Origin of the sequence: Microcystis sp. LEGE 00066, from assembly GCF_015207925.1 — a bacterium.
GTDB classification, from domain to species: Bacteria; Cyanobacteriota; Cyanobacteriia; order Cyanobacteriales; family Microcystaceae; genus Microcystis; species Microcystis ichthyoblabe_A.
Window position 1 is genome coordinate 1 of record NZ_JADEVX010000060.1, and the last position, 23155, is coordinate 23155.

Sequence of the window (23155 nt, forward strand, 5' to 3'; positions counted from 1 at the left end):
AACCCACACCCTACACCCCACACCCCACACCCTGCCCCCAGGAAAACCTTTTTCAGCAGACCCTATTTAATTGTTGCTAACTATAATTGATAACAAGAGCGTTTTTTGTGGTAAGATGGTTGACCTAGTGTAGATATGGTAAACGTTAAAATGTCTATCACCCATATTAATAATCTTCAAGACCAGATTTTGCAAAGTATTAAGACTTTACCGCTAGAAAAACAGCAACAAGTCCTTGAATTTGTCAAATCCTTACAAAGAAATTCACGTTTTCAGAAATGGGATAATATTTCAGATGCAGAAGCACAATCGCTACAAAATGAATTTGCTCAAGAGGATATTAGCTTTTCAGAAAGTATTTTGCCCGATTATTTATCTCACCTTGAACAAGAGGATAAGAAATAAATGCGAGGCGATATTTATTTAGCTGATTTGAATCCGAGTCATGGTTCAGAACAAGCTGGTATTCGACCTGTTATTATTGTCCAACATAACAATATTGATCGCTTCACTAGCACTGTTTTTGTATAGCGTTTTTCAGTCTGCTGAGGTACAAAAGTTATGGATTTTAGGCAAAAGGGAAGAGGCAAAAGTCAAAAGGGAAGAAAAATATGTGTACCTCACTAGCTTAGGAAACGCTATAATTACATTAACCAGTAATTTACGTCACGCACAAATCCCCGGAACAATGGTTATTCCCGCAGGAAAAGGAGGCTTAAATCAGGAATCAGTAGCCTTATGTTATCAAATTGTTATTATTGATAGACAACGACTTCAACGACAGTTGGGGACACTTTCTTCTAGTTATTTACAGCAATTGGAAGAAGCGATGCGATACACATTAGATTTAACATAAAACACTAATAATATGAATGTTTAATTAGTCTAATTTTTTTTTCTGGAAAACTTGAACTTTAAGTCTCCTGGTACTTAGTACACTCGAGGCAGATTCAACCCTGAAGCATAAACTAAAACCATCCAAATTTTCAGAAAAAGAAACCACAAAAGTGGGCTAAATTGTTTCTAAAATACCATAAATTCTCCTTTATTCAGTCAATTGAGTAGGGGCATTTATATCATATTTCTATGTTATATTGAGGGTATTTATACCGCTTTGCGGAAGGCAAAAGTCTTATACCATAAGCTTTTCATGTTCCTAATTTTTACAATCCAAATCAATCATTAATGCTACGAGTATAAAATAATTAAAAAATAAATCCACATCCCTATAACTTTGACAACTTCACTCTTCTGGAATAAACTGATAAACCAAACGATGCTGACAGAACAAATTAAACCTTTAGCCAAGCAAAAATATCCACTGCTGATATTGACCAACGTTCTAAACCTTTAATCACTGCTAAAGACTCATTATTTCCTTCAGTTGCAATATGTACTTTCGGTAATCCTGTTTGAAAAACGGTGACTGACTTTGCTAAAGGATCAATCAACCAACCTAATTCTGTTCCTTGTTGTAAACAGAAAATAATCTTTTCCATCCCTAAGGTAACAGATTGTTCAGGAGACATAATTTCAATAATCCAATCGGGATAACGTAAAAATTGATCGGCCATTTCTCCATCTAGATCTCTTGGCAAATTCTCCCAACGAATCACCGCAATATCTGGCACAATTGAACGTTCTGCAAAAGTACAACGCAATTCAGGTAGAGCATAAGCTAATTTTTGAGGTTTAGTCTGTTGATTAATGGCAGAGGCTAACTCAAATTGTAAGATGCTATGTTTTCCTTTGGCCATAGGTTTTTGAGTGACAATTCCATGATAATATTCCCTAGCAGGCTTAGTTTCTGGAAGGGCAAGAAATACTTCGAGGGAAAGGGCTTGTTTATCTTCTATTGTGGTAAACATTAATTGATTTCTCCGATCTTGAGTTGTTTTCTATTATAAGCTCCTGACTCCTTACTCTCAGGACAATTTTTGATTTTTACCATAAGTCCAATCTAAAAATACGGGTTTTTCTTTAAGCTCTAGCACGAAAAATTTGATTAGCCGTGAGGTTTAACTCTGGAAAAATCCCTGAAATAAGACGTTGATCCTGTTTAAATAAATTACCTTGATATTCTCCATCGATTAATTGATAGATAGAAATGGTGGGTTCTTTGGGGCTGCCGATATATCGGGCCGAACCTTTGGCTAAATAATCGATAATCCAATATTCTGCGATTCCTAATTGTTCGTAGTCATCGAATTTTTTCAGATAATCATCTCGCCAATTGGAACTGACAATTTCAATAATTAATTTAGCTGATGTTGCCAAAGAAATTGAGGAAGCGGTTTCCCAATAGGGATCATTAACTAGATTTTCTCTGTCTAAGACAATAATATCGGGTAGATAACCTGTATGGGGTCGAAGGGGTTTTACTGCCGCAGTATTGGGGATAAAATAGGGCAATTGCCGTCTTCTAATCTCCAATCCTAACTCGATGGTCATAAAACCGCTAATTTCTTCGTGTTTTCCGATCGGTCGCATCATAGCCAATAATTTTCCTGCGATTAATTCGTATTGTTGTCCATCATCGGGATATTGATTAATATAGTCATCAAAAGTCAACAATTGGGGGATAGTTTGGGTTGTGGTCATGGCAGTTAGGGTAAATAAGAGAGATGATTTTTCTAGATTCTAACTCGATTAACGACGTTGCCACCAAGTCAATCCAGCTAGGATAAATCCTACTAAAGGCATCACTACCATCGCTATCCAAAAAATAGCGTTAGCTTGCAGGGGATTTAAATTGATTCTTCTATTTTCTGGTTCCTTGGCCCGGATAGATAAGGTGGCTGTTTCACCACTGGCTAACCACTGCACAGAATTTAAAAATATATCTCCGTTTAACTGTTGTTCAAACAGTCCATCGCTGGCAAAGCTGGCATTACCAATCACGATTAATTTACCTTTTTTTCCAGTCAGAGCAACTCCTAGATCAAAGGGTCCGGCTAAATCTTTTTCAGGGTTAAACTGGAGATTCTGATCATTTAAATCACTCTCAGCCCACATTTTATCATTAGTAATCATTAAAGATACGGCTTCAATTCCTTCCACGGGAACGGTAGCGATGGGACGAGCAAAGGGAAAGATAGAAATACCGTTAGCAAAATCGCGAGTAATCGGATGATTGCCGTAATTGGTAATAATCGGACTAGCCGGACCTAAACCGATGATTTCCCCGGCACCAGAAGCATCAATAATAATCCGATTATCTAGTTTCACACCCCAAGGGGTTAATAAGGGTTCTAATCCGGTTTCGGTTTGGGGGTCAATCAGTAATAAAATTTTGCCTCCTTGCTCAAGATAGTTTTTTAAAGCGGTGACTTCCTGGGGAAATATTTTTCTTTTGGGACTGGCAATAATAATGACATCGGCATTATTGGGAATGGTGGAACGTTCCACTAGATTAAGTGGTTTTACTTGATAACCTTTTGCTTCTAAACTATTGACTGCTTGCACTAATCCACCTTGAGGCTCTTTGATGGCATTTTCTCCATGACCTTGCAGAAAGTAAGCGGTTAAAGTGCGATCGGTTTTAGCGGTTTCGATGGCGTTACTCAGTTTCACTTCCGTGAGACTTTCCTCTTCACTAATAGTTTTCAGAGGCTGTTTTTTGTCACCATACTGTAGATAGACTCTGGACAGATTATCATCGGCTAGTTTTTTGAATTCTTGAGCGATATTGGGTTTTTTCTCCGGGTTAACTATCTCGTACTGAAATTGGGGGTTTTTGCGTTGATAATTGGCTAAAAGTTCCTGTTCGTTGCCACTGATTCCCCGGGTTGAAAAAATCCAGACTTTGACTGGTTTTGACAGATTGGTTAATAGTCTTTCGGTTTGGGGGGATAAACTAAAGATTTGGTTTTCGGTTAAATCAACTCGATAGGGATAACGGAGGGCGAGAAAGTTAATTAAACCGATAACACCGAGGACAATAATAGTAGTAATGAGGGTTTGAGTGCCAGTGCGGGTACTTCTTTTTTGCCAAAAGTCTTTGGAAGTGATTACTAATAACAACAGCCACCCTAGAAACAGAATAGCCCCGGCAATTAATAACCCCAGAGAGAGGGATGACCATTGACCGGAGATTAACCCCACGGTTAAGCCGGCACTAGCCAGAAAGAGGGCGGGTATATAGAGAAATTTACCGTATTTTTGCCAGGATCTCATAGTTAGTTTCTTTGATAACGGTCCGCTTCGATCGCTTGAGTAGTTAGGAAGATTCCCAGCAGAATATAACTGAGGAGGATGACTAAACTACTACTGTCAAAAATTCCCCGCACGAAATTGTTAAAGGGTTGATACCAAGATAGATGGGAGAGCAATTCTTTCAAGAAAAATCCGATCTGTTCTCCCACTTCTCCTCCAATGCGATCTCGAAAGAAGGTTTCGGCATTGTTAGCAATTACATCCAGTATCCAGATAAATAAGATGGTGATAAAGGTGATGATGTAAGCAAGAATAGAACTATTGGTAAGGGAAGAAATAAACATCCCGATGGCTAGGATGGCCGCTGCCAGTAAAATTAATCCTAGATGAGCCATTAAAACACTGGCTATATTCACCGGGGGAACTGCGCTACTAAAAACTACTATTTCGTAAATCCAGAGGGGGGTAATCATCACGGTAAAAAAGGCCAGCACTCCCAATAATTTACCGATGGCTATACTCCAATTAGTCAGGGGGGAAGTGGCTAAAAGTTCTAGGGTTCCCTGTTTTTTTTCCTCTGCGTATAATCCCATAGACAGGGCCGGCAAAATTACCAACAATAAGGAGGATAAGATAATGCCGATGAAAGTGGTCAGAAATTCAGATACCGTATCTCTGGCTACTAGAAATCCCGATTGTTCCTGAATACCAATATCGAGAATAATGCCGTAGAGAAGGGAGTTAAAGAAAAATCCCGCTACTAACCAAAATATCCCCATAATGATATAGGCATTGGCGGCGGTAAAATAGCTTTGAAATTCCTTGCGAAAAATCGCCCAGATATTATTGATCATGCCTCTCCTCTTGGTGGTTACTTTCCCCGCTGCCGATTACTTCCAGAAAGATATCTTCTAGGGTTTTGCGGGTGCGACGCATTTCTAATAGGTTATAACCATTGTTGACAACTATTCTAGCAAGTTCTGCCCCTAGGTTTGTCCCCGCTTGACCAACAATTTTGAGCAGGTTATCGCCGACTTTTGCTGCTTGCTCGACTTGCGGCAGTTGTTGAAGGATTTCTAGCAGGGAATCCCTATCACCTTCGATCTCAATTTCATAACTGGAACCAGCAGGGGTAGCGGTAGTAATATTATTGGCTACGATGCGACCCCGATTAATAATTGTCGCTCGATCGCAGGTAATACTCACTTCTGGTAAAATATGAGTGGAGAGAATAATTGTATGTTCTCCCGCTAAACTTTTAATCAGATTTCTTACCTCGATAATCTGTTTCGGATCCAATCCTACTGTCGGTTCATCTAAAATAATTACCGGTGGATCGTGTACAATCGCTTGGGCAATTCCCACACGCTGTTTATAACCCTTGGATAACTTGCGGATAATAACTTTTCTTTTTTCTAGTAACTGACATTTGCCTAACACTAAATCTACCCGCGCTTTTCTATCCCCCGATGAGATGCCTTTAATCCGTGCCACAAAATCAAGAAAACCTTCCACGGTCATCTCTGGATACAAGGGGGGATTTTCGGGAAGATAACCAATGCGACGACGCACTTCTAAGGATTGTTGATGCACATCGTATCCTGCTATCCTTGCTGTTCCTGTCGTGGCAGGAATATACCCAGATAAAATCCTCATAGTTGTGGTTTTTCCCGCTCCATTCGGTCCCAGGAAACCGAGTATTTCTCCTTTTTCTACGGTAAAGTCCACGTCACTAATTGCCGTGGTCGAACCATAAATTTTACTCAGATGTTCCACTTCAATCATAAGCTTTATCAGTTATCAGTTACCAGTTACCAGATGTGAGTTATCAGTCAATAGTGTTAAGTGACAAGTTCACGGAATCTAAAACCTAATTTGTTAAGCTAGAAGATTTTATGGACTTAGTTTCTAACCTTCTTTTTGGGTAGGAGAATTGCCAGATTCTTTCTTTTGCCTCTTGCCTCTTGCCTACTGCTCACTGATAACTGATTTTTCCCAGACTATGATCCTGATTAATTTCTACCACTAGATGCGCTTGTTTGAGCAGGGGGGGCAGAAATAATTGCGGATGTAAACTTTTCCAAAAATACTTGACAAATTCCTCGATTTCTGATGGGGTCATACCTCCTTTTGTTTCGGCCGCCTGTCGCCATTGTAAACTGTAACGGTAGTCAAGGGGATAAAGAATCAGTAAGCGATCGATTTTTGACCAGAGGGGTAGATATTCGCGCAATCTTTGATTATTATCCCTGGCGAATTGTCGGTCTTCTTCGCTATTAATCGGATCGGGGGCATGATCAAAGACTGTTTCTTCTATTGGATTCATGCCCACAAACCAACCCTCGAAAAAAAGAATATCGACTCCCTCCACTTGTTCCGCTGCAATTCTATCTCCTTGTCCTCGATGCAGTGACTTGTCAAAACGCGGGATTAAAATCGGACTTTCTTGCTGACAAACCTGTTCTAAAACTTTAATTCCTAATTCTATATCATGAGTACCCGGTGGACCACGCCAGTGCAATCTTTCATCCTTTTGACGCAATTTTATTCGCTCATTATAGGTCTTATAAATATCATCTAAAGAGAGATTATTTACTTTTAAATCAAAATAGGCTAAAATAATTGACATTATAGATGTTACGGTGGTCTTTCCCGTGCCTTGGGGAGCCAAAATGCCTTGAATCAACGGTTTTGCGTGGCTGCGTAGCTCTAGCGCCCAAGGAATCCACAAGCGCCAACAGCTGATCAAAATCTGATTTGGCTGATTTATCCCTAACTCCTGACATTTTTGCCAGACTCGCGGCCAGAGAATCGTTAATAGTTCCGCCCTTTCCTGTAGGATGAGAGGGTTAGTCTGCTGAAAATTTAAGGATTCGATCTCTAGTAAATCTTCCAGATCCGCCTGACTTAAGGGATTTTCGTCGATTAATCCCCGTAAAATCGTCAAAATCTTCATAGCTGTTATCAGAATTAGCAAAAAACTGTCCCTGTTATTCAGGAGTAATTCTCTGGGGTTAGCCACCCATACTAGCAGATTAATCCCGCTCAAGATTTTTTTGAGAGTGTTTTTTAGGGTTATTTGCCCAAAAATGAAGGGTTTGCAGGCAGGCACAGATTCCCATTATATATGTAAGTATATGTCAAGTTCCGTTTTTGGTCAAGGGGTTTGGTCAAAAATCTCTAGCTTCGTCTCCAGTTTCTCAATCGGTTAGACTAAGCATTATTAACATTACTTAACAAAACACCAGATGAATACAGCTGCTCTGACAATCAGGCAAAATTGGCAATGGCAAGGAAATTCGATACACTATGTGCAAGCGGGTACTAGAGTTGCGGGAAAACCCCCTTTACTATTAGTCCACGGTTTTGGCGCTTCCACCGACCATTGGCGAAAAAATCTGCAAGGTTTAGCCTCAGAATGGGAGGTATGGGCGATCGATCTGTTAGGATTCGGTAGATCAGCTAAACCGGATATTGTCTATAGTGGCAATCTCTGGCAGCAACAATTAAATGATTTTATCAAGGAAGTTGTGGGCCAACCGACGGTTTTAGCGGGTAATTCTCTGGGGGGTTACGCTTCTCTCTGTGTGGCTGCTAATCATTCCGAGAATGTTCGGGGATTAATTCTCCTCAATAGCGCTGGTCCCTTTAGCGATACAGAAAGCAATCGTCAGCCTAATTTAGCACAAAAACTACTGCGATCAGTCTTGCTGCAACCCTGGGCTAGTTATCTCTTATTTCTCTATACCCGTCAACCCAAAACTATCCGTAAAACCCTAGAGAAAGTATATCTCGATCGCAGTGCCATTACCGAGCAGTTAATAGAAGATATCCGTCGTCCTTCCCTGGATGCGGGAGCAGCCAAAGTTTTTGCTTCTGTGTTTAAATCTCCCCGGGGGGAAAATGTGGATACTCTCCTGCAAAAGTTAAGTTGTCCCCTGTTGATGTTATGGGGTGAGGGGGACCCTTGGATGAATACTAGGGAACGCGGGGCCAAATTCCGTCAATACTATCCTTCTCTCACAGAATATTATCTAACTGCCGGTCATTGTCCCCACGATGAAATTCCCACAGAGGTTAACCAGTTGATTAGTGATTGGATGAAAAGCTTATAGAACCGATTTGGTATCTTTTATAATGTAGATGCTAGGCTGAAAAGGTGAAGCGAAAACCTTGTCCATTATTAGGTTGCAGGGAAGAGAGTCTGTAGCCTATTTAACGGCAATAAGTACCTAAGCAAAATTAATTACACATATCTAACCACCTCTTGCCTCTTGCCTTTCTTCACTAGGAAATTTATGGCTCTTCGTTACTTGTTATGGTTCGATAGGGGGGCATAAATTGACTAAATCCTTCTATGGCAAGAGACTTAATTGATGAGTTCGCTCTAGATAAAAAACAATTGACAAAAATCGCCAAATGCCTTTCTACATAAGGGTTCCATTCCTTATAACCCCCGTCCATTGCATAACACAAACCGAAGAGCCGCGATATAGCTCTTTGTCCCTTGATGTAATCCTTCAACCGATAGCGGTTAATTTGCATTAGCTCTTCTATATTTTTTTGGGAACATTTGATGTAGCTGGAGCGAATGATAGAAATGTTGACCCACATAAAAACTGCTGTGTCTGCGTTGACCTTTATATCTTTTTTCAGGTCTTGTAACATATTTTTGGATTCCCATATCCTTAATTTTTTTACCTTGCAGTGTGGCACTTGTATAGGCGATAGCTATAACAATTATCAGCTTTGATAAGTATTGCGGTGCTAATTGAGAACCTTCTAAGCTATAGCCTCCCGACTTAAAATCTCGAAACATCTCCTCAATATCAAATCTTTTTTGATAGGCAATTATTGCCGTCTCTAAATCCCCAAAATTTGTCAGAATATACCAAGGTTCTTTTGTTTGAAAACCCCGATAGTTTTTTTCCACTTACCAGCTAAGTTAAACTGTCCAAATCCCTGCTCTTTTGTAATATTGACATCATTCAAAAATAGTTGAGTTCCTGGACTTAAACCTAACTCTCTCATTTCTTGATAAATTCTTTATTTTGTCTTCACATTTGTACTTTTTTTTTGTCTTAAACAAAAGTATAAACTCTGCTTCTGAAGCCACTTTCCAAGACTGACCGAGCAAAATTCTCTATCTCCTAATACCACTATTTTATGACCTGATAGCACCGTCAATATTTTCCCCAATACTCGCTGCTGTTCTTCGAGATTACTACTTCCTTTTTTATCTAATATCTCCCAATAGATTGGGATGGCTCTCTTGTCATAAATTAAACTCACAATCAAGAGATTTATTGCTCCCCAACTCGTTCGTTCTATGGCAATATATACTAATCCTTTTGTTGTGAATATCTGCTGCTGTTTTAACATCTCTTTTAGGCAGGGAAACCAGATTTTTTCAATATTCAGAATTTCCAGCTTTAAAAATCTTTTTAGTTTTTTTCTCCGACTCTCAAACAGGATTGGTATTGGTAGTGTTTCTGCTAATATCTCTAACTTAGCTTGCTTTAGTATTTGCCAGGTTCCAACTATCATTAACAACAGTAGATATCTGGCTCGTCCCAGTTCATTTTCTAACACTTTCTGGTATAGTTCACTTATCATTTTCGTTATTTAGGTCATATATGGTAAATATGACTTATCTTTTTTGGGAGTCTGTATCTGTATTCCATGCTACATAAGCTTTTCGGCTTGCTTGTCCCCCTGTCAGCAAAAATCCCCCTTTAAAATGTTCTTTAAATCCCTAAAAGGCTTGCTGTGTCTAAAACTGAGAATTGCTGGCGAATCTCAAGCGCTATTGACAATAGGTCAATTTTGTGATCCGTTGAAATGTTTACACTGATATCCGCTAGGCACTTCTTATTTATAGCGTTTATGCTATCATACCATTGACCCTTCTGAACCGTTATAAAAGCTATGACCTCTCTTAAAAAGACAGTAAATTTACTTAACTGTTTTTTTTGTTTAAATTTATTAAATTTAATTGCTTACAAACCAATGTTAGGACAATTATTTATTGCCAGTCCTATTTTGAAGAATAGTGATGATAAGCAAATCTTAGAAGAACCTAAATTAGTGTTAACTAGAAACAAAAAATATGCAGAATATGAAGGTCAGCTTGTCGCACCGGGACATGGTAATCAAAATTATAAAATTATTCGCATAGATACAACTGATTTCATTACAGGAGGAACTTTAAGAATAGATATTCAGGTTGGCTCTGGTCAAAGCAAAGCCTCTTTTGATTTATTTGCAGAGGATGCAGTTATTCCTATTGCGGGCAGACCACAACAGAGTTTAGCCGGTGCTTATGATATTTCACCTGATTCGGGGACATCTCTTACTTATAGATTTGATAAGGGAGAAGTCTTCCAATTTGGTGCAACTGGCAATTGGTTTAGTCCAAAAGGAAGTCGTAATAGCTATAAAATTAAAGCTTATGTAATTTCCAAAATTTAGTCTTTATAATTGCCTTTTAATAAATAAATAGATGAAGGAAATCTATGGTCAACCTTTTAATTTATAGTATGGCTAGGGTTTTTGTATTGCATGAATAAGTCGGTTATACACTGCCTGTAAGAATTGCGATAATACCAAGAATTGTATGGCTAAGGGTAATACTATAAAAATTCTTAAAGCGATTATAGTGATATGCCCAATATAAACCGATAATTAAACTTAATAAAACTGTTAGCAGGTCTTGATAAATGCTATGGGCAAAACTATAAAGAATAGCAGTGATGATAATAATATAACCTTGATTAAGTTGAATTTGAGCAAGTCGATTAAAAAGGTAGGAACGGTATAAAAATTCTTGTAATGGAGATGAAAGTGAAATGTAAAATACATAGAAATACCAAGGAATACCAGTGTTATCAATTCGCATTCCATGATTAAGATAAAAAACAATCATTAAAACGGAAGATATTATGGTTACGGGTAAAATATCTTTAATCGCTGGTAATAAATTTTGATAATTAAAGCCTAAATCTGCTGGAGCAATCTCGTTGAGCATCGCTAGACCGATAATCAAAGCTCCTGTGATGGTTAATACTAAAAAGCGATCGCTAAAGGGAATAACCTTTGTTAGAATTAAAACAACAGGTAGGATATAGAGAAAAGAGATCACTACAGAAGTTGTTATTTGTGATGATGATAAGAGTTTCATGAGCGTAAGAAATTAATAAGTTTTTTAAAGCTTACAAGTTTTTTTTCTAATTGTTTCCCTTCAATCAAGAAAATGATAATAGGATATATGACCAGCATTAGAAAGAAAAACCCCCCTGTCCAAGTAACAAAGAGACTTTTACTAGCAAGACCGAAGGATTGGTTTATTTTTGACAAAATGAATTGATTTATTGAAAGTGAGAAAACGAAAACGAAAATGGCAATAAAAAGAAAAGCTAAACTTGCTTTATGATTCCATATTTTAATTCTAGGATTTTTGATTATAAAAACAATAGTCATTAATAGAAGAAAAACAATAAATAAATAAACAAAAATTCTGAGATTGGTTTCTAAGTTATCTGTTTGAAATAATAAACTTTTAACTTGTTTGGTATAATAATTATCAAAAGGGATCCAGAGAAGCAATCCGATATCACACAACAAAATATATTTGAAATACTTATCAATGTTAAATACAGAGTTGTCATTAAAAATATTTTCCGACAAAAAAGCTGTCAATTCAAAAGCACAGAAAAAAATTGCCCAGTAATTGAACAAATAAAAAAAGCGACTTATAGAGTAATGCTTTGACCAAAGTTGATGACTATGGGCAATACTCAAAAAAATTCCATTAGCTTCATTATTTTTTTCAGGACGCTGAATAATTCCCTTAATAAAAGCTTCGATATATTGTTTATCAAGATTAACTTTTTCTTTTAAATTAATGTCATTTAACCATTGAGAAGGAAGTTGATACTTATTAATATTTTTACTGATTAGAATTGCATTTAATTCCTGTATTTCAAGAATAATACTGCTATCGGGTTTAATTTCAAATAAGAATAACGGATCAGAATTTAATTCTGTAAAAATAGCAATTATAGATGCAAATGCAATAAGAGTAGTAACCATCAAAATTATTCCTGTTTTTTTTAGTATTAAGCTAAAAGCTCGATAAAGAGAGAATAGCGACAAAGGCAGAAATAGTGAAGGATAAACAATGATATGAGGATAAAGCTGTGCATAAAACCGCAAAGTATTAAGACTGCCAAATTCTCCTAAAATATTTAATGGTAATCCAACTACTATAACAATTAAAACAACTAATAAAATTAATTCACATTTAGGACCCAAGCGACGTTCTATAAACAAACTATCCCAAGTTAACTCAGGGGCTTCTGGGTTAGCGACAATAACAGGTAGCCAACTTTTTCCCGATGGTTTAGCTCCCTTATCATATTCCAATAAGATTTGTTCACGAGCATAACGCATGGAGGCAAATATAGATTTTTCTCTTTCCACAAAAGCCTTTAGCAAATGATTAAGTAATGTACCGGCAAAGAAAGAATCAACTCTTTCCCGCATTACGATACAGTAAGGAAGATTCAGAGAAGTTAGTTGATTGGCTAATCCTAAACCGTCACAGGAGTTAAAAATTGCCAGTTGTAGTTTATCATTAATCAATTTTTGCATCCATTTGGTTAATTCATTAATCTCAATTTCTTTTGTTTGAAGTTTTTGATTATTATCTAACCAACTAATTTGCAGCCAGCCAATTCTACCGTCTGGATTACTGTGACTATGACCTGCAAAAAAGAAGATATGCCAACCAGCTGGTTCTTCTAGTGCTTCAATTAATTTTGAGTAATTCGGCTGGTAAAGTATCTGAATAAAAGCACCATATTTTTTTAATCGATTAAGAGATTCTTTTTCTTGTTTATATTCATTATTTTCATCTAATTCGTTATCTGCGAAAATAGCTAAAATACGAACTCTTGTATCTAAGCGGTTAATGGTTTGTTTTTGTTCAGGACGTGCGAAATCCGTTGCGCTCACAGATAACTCTGTATTTTTGTGCAGACGAAATAAAGGATGCAAAAATTCCCACTCTTGCCAAGGAAATCCTCTTAATATTCGATCTTCAGTTTGTATAAAAAGTTGAATTTCTTCTTGTGAATTTGCGTATTTTTCTAAGGTGTTTTGAATTTTTGAGTCAACTTCACCCTTTTCGTTAATCCAACTTTGAGTATCTGTTAACCATTGATTCATTTCTGTTTTTAAATTTTCAGCCAGTTTCTGTAAACTAATATTACCATCGCTTAATAGTTGTTCAGAAAGAGATTTTATTTCAGGTCGTCGAGGAGAGTCTGGAATAATGTAATTTTTCCAGATATTAAATGTCTGACTAAGTTGCTCTGGCATAATTGAAAGATAGGAGCTTCTTTCTTCCAAACGGCCTTTAGAGTCAGAGATAGTCAAAGTGACGGGTAGAACTGCCATTCGGTTTGGCAATTGAATACAGGAACCAATTTTAAAATAAATTTTTTTTGACATAGCAATCTCTTTTCTATCCTGGAAAGCTTTCTACTATCGTAATTTCATTGAGAGTAAAACTAATTTTAAAAGAATCATTGGTTTTACAAACAAAACTATGTCCTATCGTAAGATCAAGAATATTAGTTTGATCATTGGTTCTTTGAGGGGAAAAAAATTCTCCTTCTTCATCGAAGACAGAAACAATTAGGTTTTCAGGCAAATAACCTTTACCATTTTGAGGTCTAACTTTCAAATAGATGCGAATTTCTTTGTTATTAATTTCGTCAATAGTCAAAATCAATTCGAGTAGATGTTCGTCTAATTCAATTACTTTTTTTCGACTAATTGAGTTCCCAAGCGTTGCCGTTTTAAATCCTTTATTTTCCAGACAATTTTGCCAGAAACTCCATAGGGAAACTATCTCACTTTTTATAGATTCAATAGTGGTTGATGTTTCTATAACAGCAGATTCTTGAATCGTTATTGTATTTTTAGATATATCTAAAATTTTAGCATTTGATTTAGGTTCTTCTAAGACTATAATTTTTTTTAGACTAAAGGCTTCTAATTCTAAAATAGAAATACCGAGTGCTTTTTCTAATTCTCCAGACTCAAATAGTTCGCATAACCGATCAAGTATTTGATAGTTACCCTTCAGTTGAATTATAGTATTTTGATTTTGTGCGTCAGCTTGATTGGTCATGATTTGCTCCTCAATTTTACCTGTTGAATATTTGTGAATTTAATGATTTTCAGAAATCATTTATTACTTAGCCTTGAGAAAATAATCCCAATAAATTTAACTAAGTTATCATTATCTTACTCTATTATTTGTATATTTTCCTCCTTAATATCAACTTTAAGAAGCCTGAATGCTTCAACTATTATGGAATGATTGATTGAATTTTTATCTGTCTTACTCAGCTTAATATTAATCCCTATCTCTTCATTTTTAACTGAGGAGTAAGTATTTTTTCTATAATTCCAAGTGTAGGCTGAGTTAACATGATGCTCAAGGTAGATAGGAACTCGCGCCCAATCACCTATTTGTTTGCCAGAAGCCAGAAAACTTGTCCATTTGTAAATACTTTTAGACAGGTCTCCTTTAATATTAGTTAAATGTAAATAGCTTTCTATCTGTTTTACATCATAGCCTTGTAATAGTAAACATAACCAACATTTTTCCTTTGCTTTTAGTGTTTTATTTCCTCTTTGAGCGGACTTCCATGCTTCCTTAGGAACCTTATCGATAGATTCATACTCATCTTGAAGAATAAGTACACATTTCAGATCCTCAAATAATCTATCTAAATCCCAATCTTTTTTAGTCTGGGGACAAAGAGTACAAAACCCCCCTCGACAAAGATCACATTTTTGCGTCTCCATTTGGTTCATAAGCTAATTAAGAATTTATCGCAAAGGCTCTCCTGAATATATGGTCAAAAACACACTTAGGTCTTTTAACAAGGCTTTAGGCATTAACGAACCATATTCTGCTATACATTTTCGCTCCTGAAGTCAGAAAAGTCGTCACAGAATCAAATATAACATAACTTTTCTCTCTAAAATCTCCAACCTTGGTTGGCAAATACTTAGAGCAGCAGATATTAAAGTTTTATTAGATTCCTTAATCTAGCCATAAAGTCTTGCACAACAGTAGCTTAGGAGATAAAATGGGTAGTTCAACACAGACTCTTCTCGTTGGTGGTAGCGTTGTTGCGATTACTGTCATCGCTTCGACTTTTGCCATCAACAAAGCTCAAGAAACCTTAACCTATCGCCATGAATCTTTTGAAAAGGGACAAATGGCTTATCAATCCGTTAATTGTCCAGAGGCAACAGCTTATTTTACTCGGGTAGAGGAAACAGCCTCGTTTCCTTTCAATAACTTTGATGGTCTAACAGACCTCGCTCAACGAAAGATGGCAACTTGTTCTTCGTTTATGACCGCCAACCAGCAAGCAAAACAGGCAGAGCAACAGAAAAATTTATCAAAAGCCTTGTTTAGCCGGTATCTTTTTAATGAGCAACATGATAAAGATGAGTTAACGCAAGCAATGAATCGCTCAATCACTGGGTTATTTTCAACCTACGGTGTGGCCAAATTGGCCGGGAGCGAATCTTGTGACGGCTTGGACAAATTAATAAATGGTGGAGCAATACCTAATATTCAGGTAAATTTACCTTACTTTCATGATTCTTGTGCAAAATTCTACGATAAACAAGGCCAATCTCCACAAGCACTAGCCCAACGTCGCCGTTTCCTTGCTGTTGCACCGAGGCATCCTTTATCTCGAAATATCCAGATAGCAGTGGTCAAAAACTCGAACATTTGTTCTCAGGCTTCAACATTTCAAGATATTCCTAATATTGCGAAATTGTCAGCTTTGATGCCTGTAGCTTACATAAATTGTTCACAGGCTTACTACAACACAATTTCTTATCCTGAATCTAAGGCATTTCTCCAGACTTTACGACAGAATTATCCCAAACATTCTTTTGCAAAAGTCGCCAATAACTGGCTTTTCTCGGCTCTTCGGTTTGTGTTATGCAATGGACGGGGGTTATAAGGGATGGAACCCCTATATAGAAAGGCATTTAGCGATTTTTGTCAATTATTTTCTATCTAAAGCAAACTAATCAATTAAATCCCTTGCCAGATAAGGATTTAGTCGATTTATGCCCCCCTATCGAACCATAACAAGTAACGAAGATCCCTTTTCTCAATTAACCAAGAAATTAAAATGGTTAAGTCCGAAATTTACCAGTCTGGCGAAACCATCAAAGCTAAACTCGCATTATGTACAACTACAGGGGTTGTTGGTTTTGGCTGGGTAATTGATATTTGGGAGTTTACCACTGGAAGGAGCTGCGGTCTCGAAGAACGCCTTGAGGATTGGGAACGTTACGGTGGCTTGATTCCTTGGTTTGGGGAAGCAAAAGGACTTGGTAAGGGAAAAAGGGTGTACGATTTTATTCAGATTGCCTCCCGTTGGCAAGGTATTGACAAAACGCAATCCGCGGCACAGGACGACCAATCTCTCGCTGAATTGCTTAAGGACAAACAAATGATCCTATTATTTGCTCACCATAATCCCAAACTTGCTAAATTGGTAGTACCTCGACTTAATCAGACTGTTGATACCAGCAAAAAAACTCTATTTTTAGAGTATCTTAAGTAACCTATCTCTTTTTTGATATTAATTAGGAGAAAGCATTAAATGAAAATTTACTCGCAACTTATCGCTTTTCTTAGCTGTTTGGCTCTAACCGAGGTGACTATCTTTACAACGCCTTCTTTGGCTAATAGATTGCCCGTTTCTGCTAAGTGTCAAGCTTCTTTAGATAGAACGCAAGCTAAATTGAAGAAAGCTAAGGCATGGAGTTGGCAACTAACTGTTAATGGTGGGAAAGCACCGTCTGAATTTAGTATAGAGACTCTAAATTCATCAAATGAATCCACGTGGATTCAATATAATGGACGAAACAATCCTTGGAAAGCAACCAGAAATAAGATAGTACAAATAACAGTCGGTGAACCAGGATTAAACAATGTTGGCAATTCCCCCAAATTTATGGAATCAATCAGTCAAGACATCATATTTTCTTGTTCGGATGTTGTGTTGATTAAGTTTTGGCTAGCATATTATTGGGGACCAGAAGTCGGTCTTCTTCAAGATGGAAATGTTAGAGTTTTTAAATGTTTAAGTGAGGATAATAGAAATTATGGTGAAGGTTATACTTGGGGATATGATGATTGTTGCTGTTAATTATTAGATATCTCCAAAAATTATCACCGGCTCATAGCTTGCTTTGGGGCTGTGTACTAACTAAACAGTTCGATAAGTCTTGATATTACCCTTAAGTACGTTGAATAATTGTAAACTTTTGTCAAAAAATGCAGTCAGATCAAAGAATCCTCGTTAGACTTCCAGAAAGTTTCTGTTATTTCAGCCTATTGTCATAAATCTACTTCAAGCTTCTGGGTGTGATATACGAAAAATTCTGCGATCGCACCAAAACAGGCTGATATGCCGAAAGTTTTCACAGTTCGTTACTCAGACTTCAAAAAATTGCCGTTTATTAAGAGAGGAGCAAATTAAATGCCGAGTAATTTTTTTAGTTTATTATTCGACCTTTCCTTTTCCAAATTTATTGGAATTAGAATTATTGGTTTAATTTACGGAGTAGGGGGAATTTTTATCTTCCTAATTTCTTTAACATCTTTGATAAATGGATTTCAAGCAGGTCCGGGTCAAGGTTTACTGGCTTTTCTCTTGTCCCCAGTTTTATTCCTATCACTCCTGATTAGCTTTCGCATTGTTTTAGAGGGATTTGTGGCCTCACTAAAAACTGCTGAAAATACTTCAGAGCTTGTTGAACACTTCAAACGGCTTCCGTAAGTCTGGAGTTTTTCATCGCAAGCTTCTGAAAACAAGTTAAGGTCATGCCAAATCATTAACCCTTAAATGAACTACTCCACTATGCTACGCGATCGAGTAGAGTGGTTCATTTTTATTTATTTACACCATGCGTTGCTTCTGCTTCCATCTGGTGCTATGTAATTGTGATCACCATCACAGCTTTGTACACCATTAAAATTAGCACCTGTTACATCCGCCCCTGTAAAATTAGACTTACCTATAAAAGCATTTATCAAACTTGCTCCTTTTAAATTAGCATCCATTAATTGCGTCACCCACATACGAACGCTATTAAGTCTAGCATTTGATAAATTTGCTCCTATTAATTTGGTACCATTCAAGTTAGCTCCCGTCAAAATTGCGCCACTTAAATTGGCTTTGGTTAAATCAGAACCACCAAGACTAGCACCACTTAAATCAGCACCTTGTAGGTTAGCGTGTCTTAGATTTAATCCACTCAAATCTGCACCGCTTAAATTGCATCCAGAGCATTGTTTTGTTTGCTTAAATTTCTTCACGTGATCGAGATTTTCAGCACCGATAGAATTTGCTAAACTCACAGAAGATAGAACGATTATTGAAAAAATGACAGTAAGTTTCATAACTATTTTACCTCAATTTTTTTTCAAACAAATTAAGAAGCAATTATAACATAGTATTTCCCTGATGCGGACGAAAAAGATGTATCCCTCAGTGCATTTTCTGGGAGCAATTTATTCTTCACTAACCCTATTGATTCCGTCGAAAGTACCTTTGCGATTTTCATCACTAGGGATGAAAATCGCAAAGGTTTTGAGTCATATAATATCAAATAAAAGCCTTTTTTAGTAGGGCTTTTACTTATATTGAGCGAACCCTATCTTGTAACATCGGGATAAGATGGACATTCATCTGTTACTTCCTCCTTGTCACAGATTATTCTTCCCAAGAGATTGATGATTCCCCAGGGAGCATCGATACGATTACCACCGCAAACAGGCTTTGTTGTTGGTACTTTATTTCTTTCTTCAACAATGGTTGTTGTTTCCACGTATGCTGTGAAGGTTCCCTGGTCAACTATTGTGTTTTTTTCCTTAATCGTATAATCGAAATCGTTTTCTCCCTGTCTGACGATTAGAAATTTTCCATCGTGTCCCGAACCGATGGTTATCTCGGTGATTTCGGAGCCTCTGCCCCGGCTATAATCTCGATCGGCGAAGGGAAAAGGATCACTATTCACTCTCGCCATTCCCCGGCTGACATTTCTAACCATAACCCTTCTGTCCCGACTCGGAGGGAAGGCTGTGGAGGTAAAGCTTGCTTTTACTATACCTTTAGAAAACCCCGGGCATTCACCGGTGTATCGGTACATGGGAATCACCAATCTGTTGAGAGAGGGACTTCCTATTATTTCCAAACCAACTTCCGGCGATTCCGTTTGCTTATTCTGTTGTTGTTGGTTGCTGGTGATAATTGGCGGGTAAATATTAATGGCTTGGGTATTTGACGGCAGACAAGTTAGGCAGAAACTTAGGCTGAGAAATTTCAGAGGTGAAATGAAACCGTTATTCATCATAATTAGGGTTCAGATTCGCTTGAGATTATATTTTCTATAATAACTGAGTCTGTGAAACTTAAAGCATCGCATTTTTCCAATTGCTTAAGAAATGTTCCGAAGTCGGAAGCGGCAAGAAGTTTATAGGATGGCAAGTGACCTCTTTTCGCTTCAAGACTGTAGTTGGGGGGATCGGTCAATGGTCCTTCATAGCCACGCCGCCATCCCACCCTCTCTTCAAATTGCTTATAGTTTGTAACTCCTTTCCAGATTTCCCCCTGAACACTAAAGCCAAAACGTCCACTGGAATATTGCACCCAAAGTCGATTAATAATCTTCAGGTTAGAACAGGACAGATTGTTGATGATGTTTTCGTTAAAATAGGTTTGATCTGTACCTCGAAGCATTAGTTTTTTCGTTTCGGCTTCGGCCTGCTGCCAATTTCCCTGTTCGAGAAGATTGCGAAGTGTCTTAAAGAGATTATTATCGGGCAGCGGAGTGGCTCGACAGTCATCCACTACTTGGATATTTTGCCAGCTTGCATAAAGATTAATAGGAACGGATAAAAATTCTATAACTTGTATGTTAGGATCTCTTTTACCACCTCCCCCATTGATTCCTACTAAACAGCCGTTTTCGTGTAATAGTGGACCGCCGCTCATTCCGGGTAAAAGTTCGAGTTTATGGGCGATTTGATATCCCCCTGCAGCTTTTCTGTCAGTACCAAGTACATTCCCGGGACCGAAAAATCGCGCACGTCGATCTCGGCTAGTTTTACTGGGGACTGCCCAGCCAAATACATAAACTTTACTGGAGGCAGATAGCTGTTCTGCATTACCTATTCTGACAGTTTCGTATTCTATTGTACTAAAAAACTTGAAAATTGCTAAATCAGCATTCGGATGAATTTTTACCGAGGAAATTTCACTTATATATTGTTGTCTGTCAGAAGTTTCAACGCGATATCCAGTAGAGTTGGGCATCGGTTCGGAAGTTGGCTTATTTTCTTGATCGCAGAATTTTGAATTGAGAAACACATGGCAGTTAGTCAGGACAGTATATAAGTATCCTTCCTGTCCTTTAAATATATATTTTTGTTTCTGGACAATTGCTCCAGTACCTGGATTATTACCGTCTATTCTAATTATTTTGACTGTAGTTTGTTTGGCGATTTCTTCAACTTCGCTTTGGGAGAGAGCTAATAAGCCTTGCTGAGTTAATGAAACCGCTATTAATCCAACCATAAGCGAGTTTATTGGTGCTAATATTTTCATCTATTTATCAGATATTACTTTAATAATTTGTTCGCTGGGGATTGCCCAACTTGAGTTATTGATTAGAGTCTGCAAAGCCGGCGATGGTTGAGAACCATCTTCATAATTATCGGAGTTTTCCCACAAAACGGGATGTCTGCCACTGATGCCGACTAATTCTCCCTTTTGATTGAGTAATGGCCCTCCGCTCATTCCCTTTTCAAAGTCGCCATTATATCCGATTTGATATCCTCCTTCTAGCGGTTTTTCTAAGAATGCAACTATTTTACCCGGTGTAAAATCAAACTCGTCGTTTAGGCTCTGAGCGCTTTCTCTTGTTTCTTTTTTTTGTATTGACTCATTGGCTGGATAAGCAAATTGTGGCTGCAAATAAAAAGGGAACCCCGCCGCTAACACATATTCCCCTCTCTTTAGGTTAGCGGAGGAACCTAGACGAGAAGCCACATAAAAGCAGGGGGATTTAAATTGTAGTAGAGCTAGGTCATTCCGAGCAAAATTTGCAGTTTTTACCACTTCTGAAATATGAATTTTTCCGTCAAAGGTTTGAATGTTGTAGGAAAAGTGATTATCCTTGAGAACATGGGCGTTAGTAATCACTTTATAATTGTTGTTTTGGGAGTAAATTATTACTCCAGAACCGATAAATTCTGATTCATATAATATTTTTACTGTGATAACTTTAATCTTATTATATAAGGAATCGATCAAAATTGGTCGAGAAGATGGGCATCCCGACCGAATAATGTGAGGAGCAAAGTAGCCATTATCTGCATCAGTCACTAGCCTTAAGGCTGGACTACTGATGAGGAACATTATTAGTAAAAGTTGACATTGGGATTGATTCACTGCCAAACTTACTCCTAGCGAGGCTCATTTTCTGAAGCTTCGATTATTTCTTCAAGATTGTTAATAAAAGTCTCGACATTAATATTAAGTTCTCCTTCTGAATCGTAGGAAAAAGGCTGCTCAGTAAATCTAAATTTTGAAGGATTGCCATAGCGATTCATATTAAATAGTTTTTGGGCAACTTCTTCAGAGTTTACTCCTGTTTTTAGAGTGAATAATACCTGGTTTTTAGCACAACTTCCGCCCTTAACTTTCGGAACACAGATGACGGGATAGCCATTGACATTTGAAGTTTTAACATTAGTCAGCAGAGGAGCATATTGATTAAAGCGATCGGAAACCGTGATGCAGCGTTTCCTGTTGTCCCATCCTGAATCGGCAAAGTCGTTAGAAGTCCATTCAATTATCGCTATATTTCTTTTAGGGCGTTTGACAAAGGTATTCCACTTTCCCTGAAGTTGGCCGCAGAAGAACAGTCCCTTTCCTGCGGACTTGCTAGGTTCTGGCACACTGAAAGTGGCCGCACCAGTTAAGAATAACATCGCCAGAATTTGGCATGGCTGTCGGTGTTTCATTCTCAATGACCTCTTTTTTTCATTTTACTCGCTAGTCTAACATGGGATTCATCCCAAATCAACTTTTAATAATACGATTAACTCCCGATCGAGCTTTAAAAACCTGCACCCCGCTTCCCACTTATTTATACCTATCAGTCATCAGCCTTGAAAACGTTATTAAACAAGATGTGGTATGAAAGCTGGTTAGGATAATCTTGACACCGATAATTCAGAAACTCGGCCGCCAAACTTGGATTTTCTTGTCAAAATTGCTGGCAACGGTACGCCCATCTCCACTGAGGGCGATCATTCTAGGTGAATCGAAAGATTTGGGAGAGGGAGGGGAGTAGCTAAAAATCTCCTTTTTGGTGTTTAGGTTCCATAATCTAATGGTTTCATCGGAACTGCGGCCAGCAATTATCTTGCCATCTTCGCTGATAACTATCAAACAGATATCGGCGGATGACCCTGCTTGGAGAGGAGAATCTTTCCAATTGCTATCTTTCCAGATTCTGATATTGTCTTGGCAACTGCTACTAGCGGCGGTCGTTCCATCGACACTGACGGCAACCGAGTGGGCTTCCCATGGATTGATAGAGGGAAAAATGCGTGGTTCGTATGGGTTACTGCCTTGTTTTTGCCAAAAAATGATGTTACCGCCCGAATGTCCGCTGACGATAATTCAGCAATTCTCATTTTGAAAAAAATTCAGATAAAATTCTCTTATTTAAATAGAGAACTTGTGTAGAAGCATTATTTTTTGACAGATAATTATCATCCAACGCTGGAGATAGACAGGTTTTAAGAACTTTGTCCATGAAAAATCGATTTCAACTCATAAATCTGGATGAAATTCTAACAAAATTTTTA

26 protein-coding genes and 2 pseudogenes are annotated in these 23155 nt (G+C 37.7%); 11 read left to right on the top strand and 17 right to left on the bottom strand.

All coding sequences use genetic code 11. The features are described from left to right. Nucleotides 1-150 precede the first annotated feature (150 nt). The 4 genes and pseudogenes from IQ224_RS10475 to IQ224_RS24980 all read left to right on the top strand — a co-directional run. Nucleotides 151-405 (top strand): hypothetical protein, encoded by a 255-nt coding sequence (locus IQ224_RS10475; RefSeq protein WP_002746682.1) that lies wholly within the window; start codon nucleotides 151-153, stop codon nucleotides 403-405. Further along, nucleotides 406-526 (top strand): annotated as a pseudogene (locus IQ224_RS10480) (type II toxin-antitoxin system PemK/MazF family toxin); the annotation flags it as partial. It lies immediately after the preceding gene. Continuing rightward, the gene (locus IQ224_RS24060; RefSeq protein ID WP_370583143.1) at nucleotides 524-856 is read left to right on the top strand and encodes a type II toxin-antitoxin system PemK/MazF family toxin; all 333 of its coding nucleotides are present in this window, start codon (nucleotides 524-526) and stop codon (nucleotides 854-856) included. The pseudogene IQ224_RS10480 and the gene IQ224_RS24060, both read left to right, overlap by 3 nt. A 55-nt stretch (nucleotides 857-911) precedes the next feature. Further along, nucleotides 912-1016 (top strand): annotated as a pseudogene (locus tag IQ224_RS24980) (PEP-CTERM sorting domain-containing protein); the annotation flags it as partial. Nucleotides 1017-1292: 276 nt separating this feature from the next. Here IQ224_RS24980 and IQ224_RS10490 read toward each other — a convergent pair. The 6 genes from IQ224_RS10490 to IQ224_RS10515 form a co-directional block, all read right to left on the bottom strand. Then, nucleotides 1293-1868: a Uma2 family endonuclease gene (locus tag IQ224_RS10490; RefSeq protein ID WP_194032905.1), complete on the bottom strand. Its 576-nt coding sequence runs from the start codon at nucleotides 1866-1868 to the stop codon at nucleotides 1293-1295. 112 nt (nucleotides 1869-1980) lie between these two features. After that, on the bottom strand, nucleotides 1981-2601 hold the full coding sequence (locus IQ224_RS10495; RefSeq protein WP_002746687.1) for a Uma2 family endonuclease: 621 nt from the start codon (nucleotides 2599-2601) through the stop codon (nucleotides 1981-1983). 48 nt (nucleotides 2602-2649) lie between these two features. After that, nucleotides 2650-4176 carry a Gldg family protein gene (locus tag IQ224_RS10500; RefSeq protein WP_002746689.1) on the bottom strand — a complete coding sequence of 509 codons (1527 nt, stop codon included), beginning with the start codon at nucleotides 4174-4176 and terminating at the stop codon, nucleotides 2650-2652. Between the two features lie 2 nt (nucleotides 4177-4178). After that, the gene (locus IQ224_RS10505; RefSeq protein ID WP_002733321.1) at nucleotides 4179-5009 is read right to left on the bottom strand and encodes an ABC transporter permease; all 831 of its coding nucleotides are present in this window, start codon (nucleotides 5007-5009) and stop codon (nucleotides 4179-4181) included. Beyond that, complete coding sequence (locus tag IQ224_RS10510) at nucleotides 4999-5940, bottom strand: ABC transporter ATP-binding protein (RefSeq protein ID WP_002746691.1); 942 nt, start codon at nucleotides 5938-5940, stop codon at nucleotides 4999-5001. The genes IQ224_RS10505 and IQ224_RS10510 overlap by 11 nt, the downstream gene beginning before the upstream one ends. 190 nt (nucleotides 5941-6130) lie before the next feature. Further along, nucleotides 6131-7111 carry an ABC transporter ATP-binding protein gene (locus tag IQ224_RS10515; RefSeq protein WP_194032906.1) on the bottom strand — a complete coding sequence of 327 codons (981 nt, stop codon included), beginning with the start codon at nucleotides 7109-7111 and terminating at the stop codon, nucleotides 6131-6133. A gap of 292 nt (nucleotides 7112-7403) precedes the next feature. Between IQ224_RS10515 and IQ224_RS10520 the strand changes: the two genes are divergently transcribed. Continuing rightward, nucleotides 7404-8270, top strand: a complete 867-nt coding sequence (locus IQ224_RS10520; protein WP_002746695.1) for an alpha/beta fold hydrolase — start codon at nucleotides 7404-7406, stop codon at nucleotides 8268-8270. A gap of 419 nt (nucleotides 8271-8689) precedes the next feature. Here the strand turns inward: IQ224_RS10520 and IQ224_RS24065 are convergent, their stop codons facing one another. Together IQ224_RS24065 and IQ224_RS24070 are read right to left on the bottom strand one after the other, a co-directional pair. Beyond that, the gene (locus IQ224_RS24065; protein ID WP_228036182.1) at nucleotides 8690-9088 is read right to left on the bottom strand and encodes a hypothetical protein; all 399 of its coding nucleotides are present in this window, start codon (nucleotides 9086-9088) and stop codon (nucleotides 8690-8692) included. Between the two features lie 113 nt (nucleotides 9089-9201). Continuing rightward, nucleotides 9202-9747 carry a hypothetical protein gene (locus IQ224_RS24070; RefSeq protein ID WP_228036183.1) on the bottom strand — a complete coding sequence of 182 codons (546 nt, stop codon included), beginning with the start codon at nucleotides 9745-9747 and terminating at the stop codon, nucleotides 9202-9204. Between the two features lie 336 nt (nucleotides 9748-10083). Between IQ224_RS24070 and IQ224_RS10535 the strand changes: the two genes are divergently transcribed. Further along, nucleotides 10084-10626, top strand: a complete 543-nt coding sequence (locus IQ224_RS10535; protein WP_194032907.1) for a hypothetical protein — start codon at nucleotides 10084-10086, stop codon at nucleotides 10624-10626. Nucleotides 10627-10729: 103 nt separating this feature from the next. Here IQ224_RS10535 and IQ224_RS10540 read toward each other — a convergent pair whose 3' ends face one another. From IQ224_RS10540 to IQ224_RS10555, 4 genes are all read right to left on the bottom strand, one after another. After that, nucleotides 10730-11296: a CPBP family intramembrane glutamic endopeptidase gene (locus IQ224_RS10540; protein ID WP_230457632.1), complete on the bottom strand. Its 567-nt coding sequence runs from the start codon at nucleotides 11294-11296 to the stop codon at nucleotides 10730-10732. Between the two features lie 35 nt (nucleotides 11297-11331). Beyond that, entirely contained in the window at nucleotides 11332-13668 is a 2337-nt protein-coding gene (locus tag IQ224_RS10545) for a hypothetical protein (protein WP_194032908.1), read from the bottom strand. A 13-nt stretch (nucleotides 13669-13681) separates the two neighbouring features. Then, nucleotides 13682-14353, bottom strand: a complete 672-nt coding sequence (locus IQ224_RS10550; protein WP_194032909.1) for a DUF1822 family protein — start codon at nucleotides 14351-14353, stop codon at nucleotides 13682-13684. A 116-nt stretch (nucleotides 14354-14469) separates the two neighbouring features. Further along, complete coding sequence (locus tag IQ224_RS10555; protein WP_194032910.1) at nucleotides 14470-15045, bottom strand: hypothetical protein; 576 nt, start codon at nucleotides 15043-15045, stop codon at nucleotides 14470-14472. A gap of 278 nt (nucleotides 15046-15323) precedes the next feature. Between IQ224_RS10555 and IQ224_RS10560 the strand changes: the two genes are divergently transcribed. The 4 genes from IQ224_RS10560 to IQ224_RS10575 all read left to right on the top strand — a co-directional run bounded on the left by IQ224_RS10560 (nucleotide 15324) and on the right by IQ224_RS10575 (nucleotide 18053). After that, the gene (locus IQ224_RS10560; RefSeq protein ID WP_228036184.1) at nucleotides 15324-16220 is read left to right on the top strand and encodes a tol-pal system YbgF family protein; all 897 of its coding nucleotides are present in this window, start codon (nucleotides 15324-15326) and stop codon (nucleotides 16218-16220) included. A 174-nt stretch (nucleotides 16221-16394) separates the two neighbouring features. After that, nucleotides 16395-16832: a hypothetical protein gene (locus IQ224_RS10565; RefSeq protein ID WP_228036185.1), complete on the top strand. Its 438-nt coding sequence runs from the start codon at nucleotides 16395-16397 to the stop codon at nucleotides 16830-16832. Between the two features lie 39 nt (nucleotides 16833-16871). Then, on the top strand, nucleotides 16872-17420 hold the full coding sequence (locus tag IQ224_RS10570) for a hypothetical protein (RefSeq protein ID WP_002746712.1): 549 nt from the start codon (nucleotides 16872-16874) through the stop codon (nucleotides 17418-17420). A 333-nt stretch (nucleotides 17421-17753) separates the two neighbouring features. Continuing rightward, nucleotides 17754-18053: a DUF4282 domain-containing protein gene (locus tag IQ224_RS10575; RefSeq protein WP_002746713.1), complete on the top strand. Its 300-nt coding sequence runs from the start codon at nucleotides 17754-17756 to the stop codon at nucleotides 18051-18053. A 116-nt stretch (nucleotides 18054-18169) separates the two neighbouring features. On the opposite strand, the gene IQ224_RS10580 is transcribed toward IQ224_RS10575, so the two are convergent. The 5 genes from IQ224_RS10580 to IQ224_RS10600 form a co-directional block, all read right to left on the bottom strand. Beyond that, complete coding sequence (locus IQ224_RS10580; protein WP_194032911.1) at nucleotides 18170-18676, bottom strand: pentapeptide repeat-containing protein; 507 nt, start codon at nucleotides 18674-18676, stop codon at nucleotides 18170-18172. 254 nt (nucleotides 18677-18930) lie between these two features. Next, the gene (locus tag IQ224_RS10585; protein WP_194032912.1) at nucleotides 18931-19629 is read right to left on the bottom strand and encodes a hypothetical protein; all 699 of its coding nucleotides are present in this window, start codon (nucleotides 19627-19629) and stop codon (nucleotides 18931-18933) included. A gap of 2 nt (nucleotides 19630-19631) precedes the next feature. After that, nucleotides 19632-20852, bottom strand: coding sequence for a GUN4 domain-containing protein (locus IQ224_RS10590; protein ID WP_194032916.1), 1221 nt, complete (start codon nucleotides 20850-20852; stop codon nucleotides 19632-19634). Nucleotides 20853-20882: 30 nt separating this feature from the next. Next, nucleotides 20883-21728, bottom strand: coding sequence for a serine protease (locus tag IQ224_RS10595; protein WP_194032913.1), 846 nt, complete (start codon nucleotides 21726-21728; stop codon nucleotides 20883-20885). A 14-nt stretch (nucleotides 21729-21742) separates the two neighbouring features. Beyond that, entirely contained in the window at nucleotides 21743-22303 is a 561-nt protein-coding gene (locus tag IQ224_RS10600; protein ID WP_194032914.1) for a COP23 domain-containing protein, read from the bottom strand. Between the two features lie 505 nt (nucleotides 22304-22808). Between IQ224_RS10600 and IQ224_RS10605 the strand changes: the two genes are divergently transcribed. Next, complete coding sequence (locus tag IQ224_RS10605; RefSeq protein ID WP_194032915.1) at nucleotides 22809-23033, top strand: hypothetical protein; 225 nt, start codon at nucleotides 22809-22811, stop codon at nucleotides 23031-23033. Nucleotides 23034-23155 lie beyond the last annotated feature (122 nt).

Bases quoted from the DNA above. Each gene is read 5' to 3' on its own strand.
- IQ224_RS10475 (WP_002746682.1), top strand. From the start codon at position 151: ATGTCTATCACCCATATTAATAATCTTCAAGACCAGATTTTGCAAAGT.
- IQ224_RS10490 (WP_194032905.1), bottom strand. From the start codon at position 1,868: ATGTTTACCACAATAGAAGATAAACAAGCCCTTTCCCTCGAAGTATTT.
- IQ224_RS10495 (WP_002746687.1), bottom strand. From the start codon at position 2,601: ATGACCACAACCCAAACTATCCCCCAATTGTTGACTTTTGATGACTAT.
- IQ224_RS10500 (WP_002746689.1), bottom strand. From the start codon at position 4,176: ATGAGATCCTGGCAAAAATACGGTAAATTTCTCTATATACCCGCCCTC.
- IQ224_RS10505 (WP_002733321.1), bottom strand. From the start codon at position 5,009: ATGATCAATAATATCTGGGCGATTTTTCGCAAGGAATTTCAAAGCTAT.
- IQ224_RS10510 (WP_002746691.1), bottom strand. From the start codon at position 5,940: ATGATTGAAGTGGAACATCTGAGTAAAATTTATGGTTCGACCACGGCA.
- IQ224_RS10515 (WP_194032906.1), bottom strand. From the start codon at position 7,111: ATGAAGATTTTGACGATTTTACGGGGATTAATCGACGAAAATCCCTTA.
- IQ224_RS10520 (WP_002746695.1), top strand. From the start codon at position 7,404: ATGAATACAGCTGCTCTGACAATCAGGCAAAATTGGCAATGGCAAGGA.
- IQ224_RS10535 (WP_194032907.1), top strand. From the start codon at position 10,084: ATGACCTCTCTTAAAAAGACAGTAAATTTACTTAACTGTTTTTTTTGT.
- IQ224_RS10545 (WP_194032908.1), bottom strand. From the start codon at position 13,668: ATGTCAAAAAAAATTTATTTTAAAATTGGTTCCTGTATTCAATTGCCA.
- IQ224_RS10550 (WP_194032909.1), bottom strand. From the start codon at position 14,353: ATGACCAATCAAGCTGACGCACAAAATCAAAATACTATAATTCAACTG.
- IQ224_RS10555 (WP_194032910.1), bottom strand. From the start codon at position 15,045: ATGAACCAAATGGAGACGCAAAAATGTGATCTTTGTCGAGGGGGGTTT.
- IQ224_RS10560 (WP_228036184.1), top strand. From the start codon at position 15,324: ATGGGTAGTTCAACACAGACTCTTCTCGTTGGTGGTAGCGTTGTTGCG.
- IQ224_RS10565 (WP_228036185.1), top strand. From the start codon at position 16,395: ATGGTTAAGTCCGAAATTTACCAGTCTGGCGAAACCATCAAAGCTAAA.
- IQ224_RS10570 (WP_002746712.1), top strand. From the start codon at position 16,872: ATGAAAATTTACTCGCAACTTATCGCTTTTCTTAGCTGTTTGGCTCTA.
- IQ224_RS10575 (WP_002746713.1), top strand. From the start codon at position 17,754: ATGCCGAGTAATTTTTTTAGTTTATTATTCGACCTTTCCTTTTCCAAA.
- IQ224_RS10580 (WP_194032911.1), bottom strand. From the start codon at position 18,676: ATGAAACTTACTGTCATTTTTTCAATAATCGTTCTATCTTCTGTGAGT.
- IQ224_RS10585 (WP_194032912.1), bottom strand. From the start codon at position 19,629: ATGATGAATAACGGTTTCATTTCACCTCTGAAATTTCTCAGCCTAAGT.
- IQ224_RS10590 (WP_194032916.1), bottom strand. From the start codon at position 20,852: ATGGTTGGATTAATAGCGGTTTCATTAACTCAGCAAGGCTTATTAGCT.
- IQ224_RS10600 (WP_194032914.1), bottom strand. From the start codon at position 22,303: ATGAAACACCGACAGCCATGCCAAATTCTGGCGATGTTATTCTTAACT.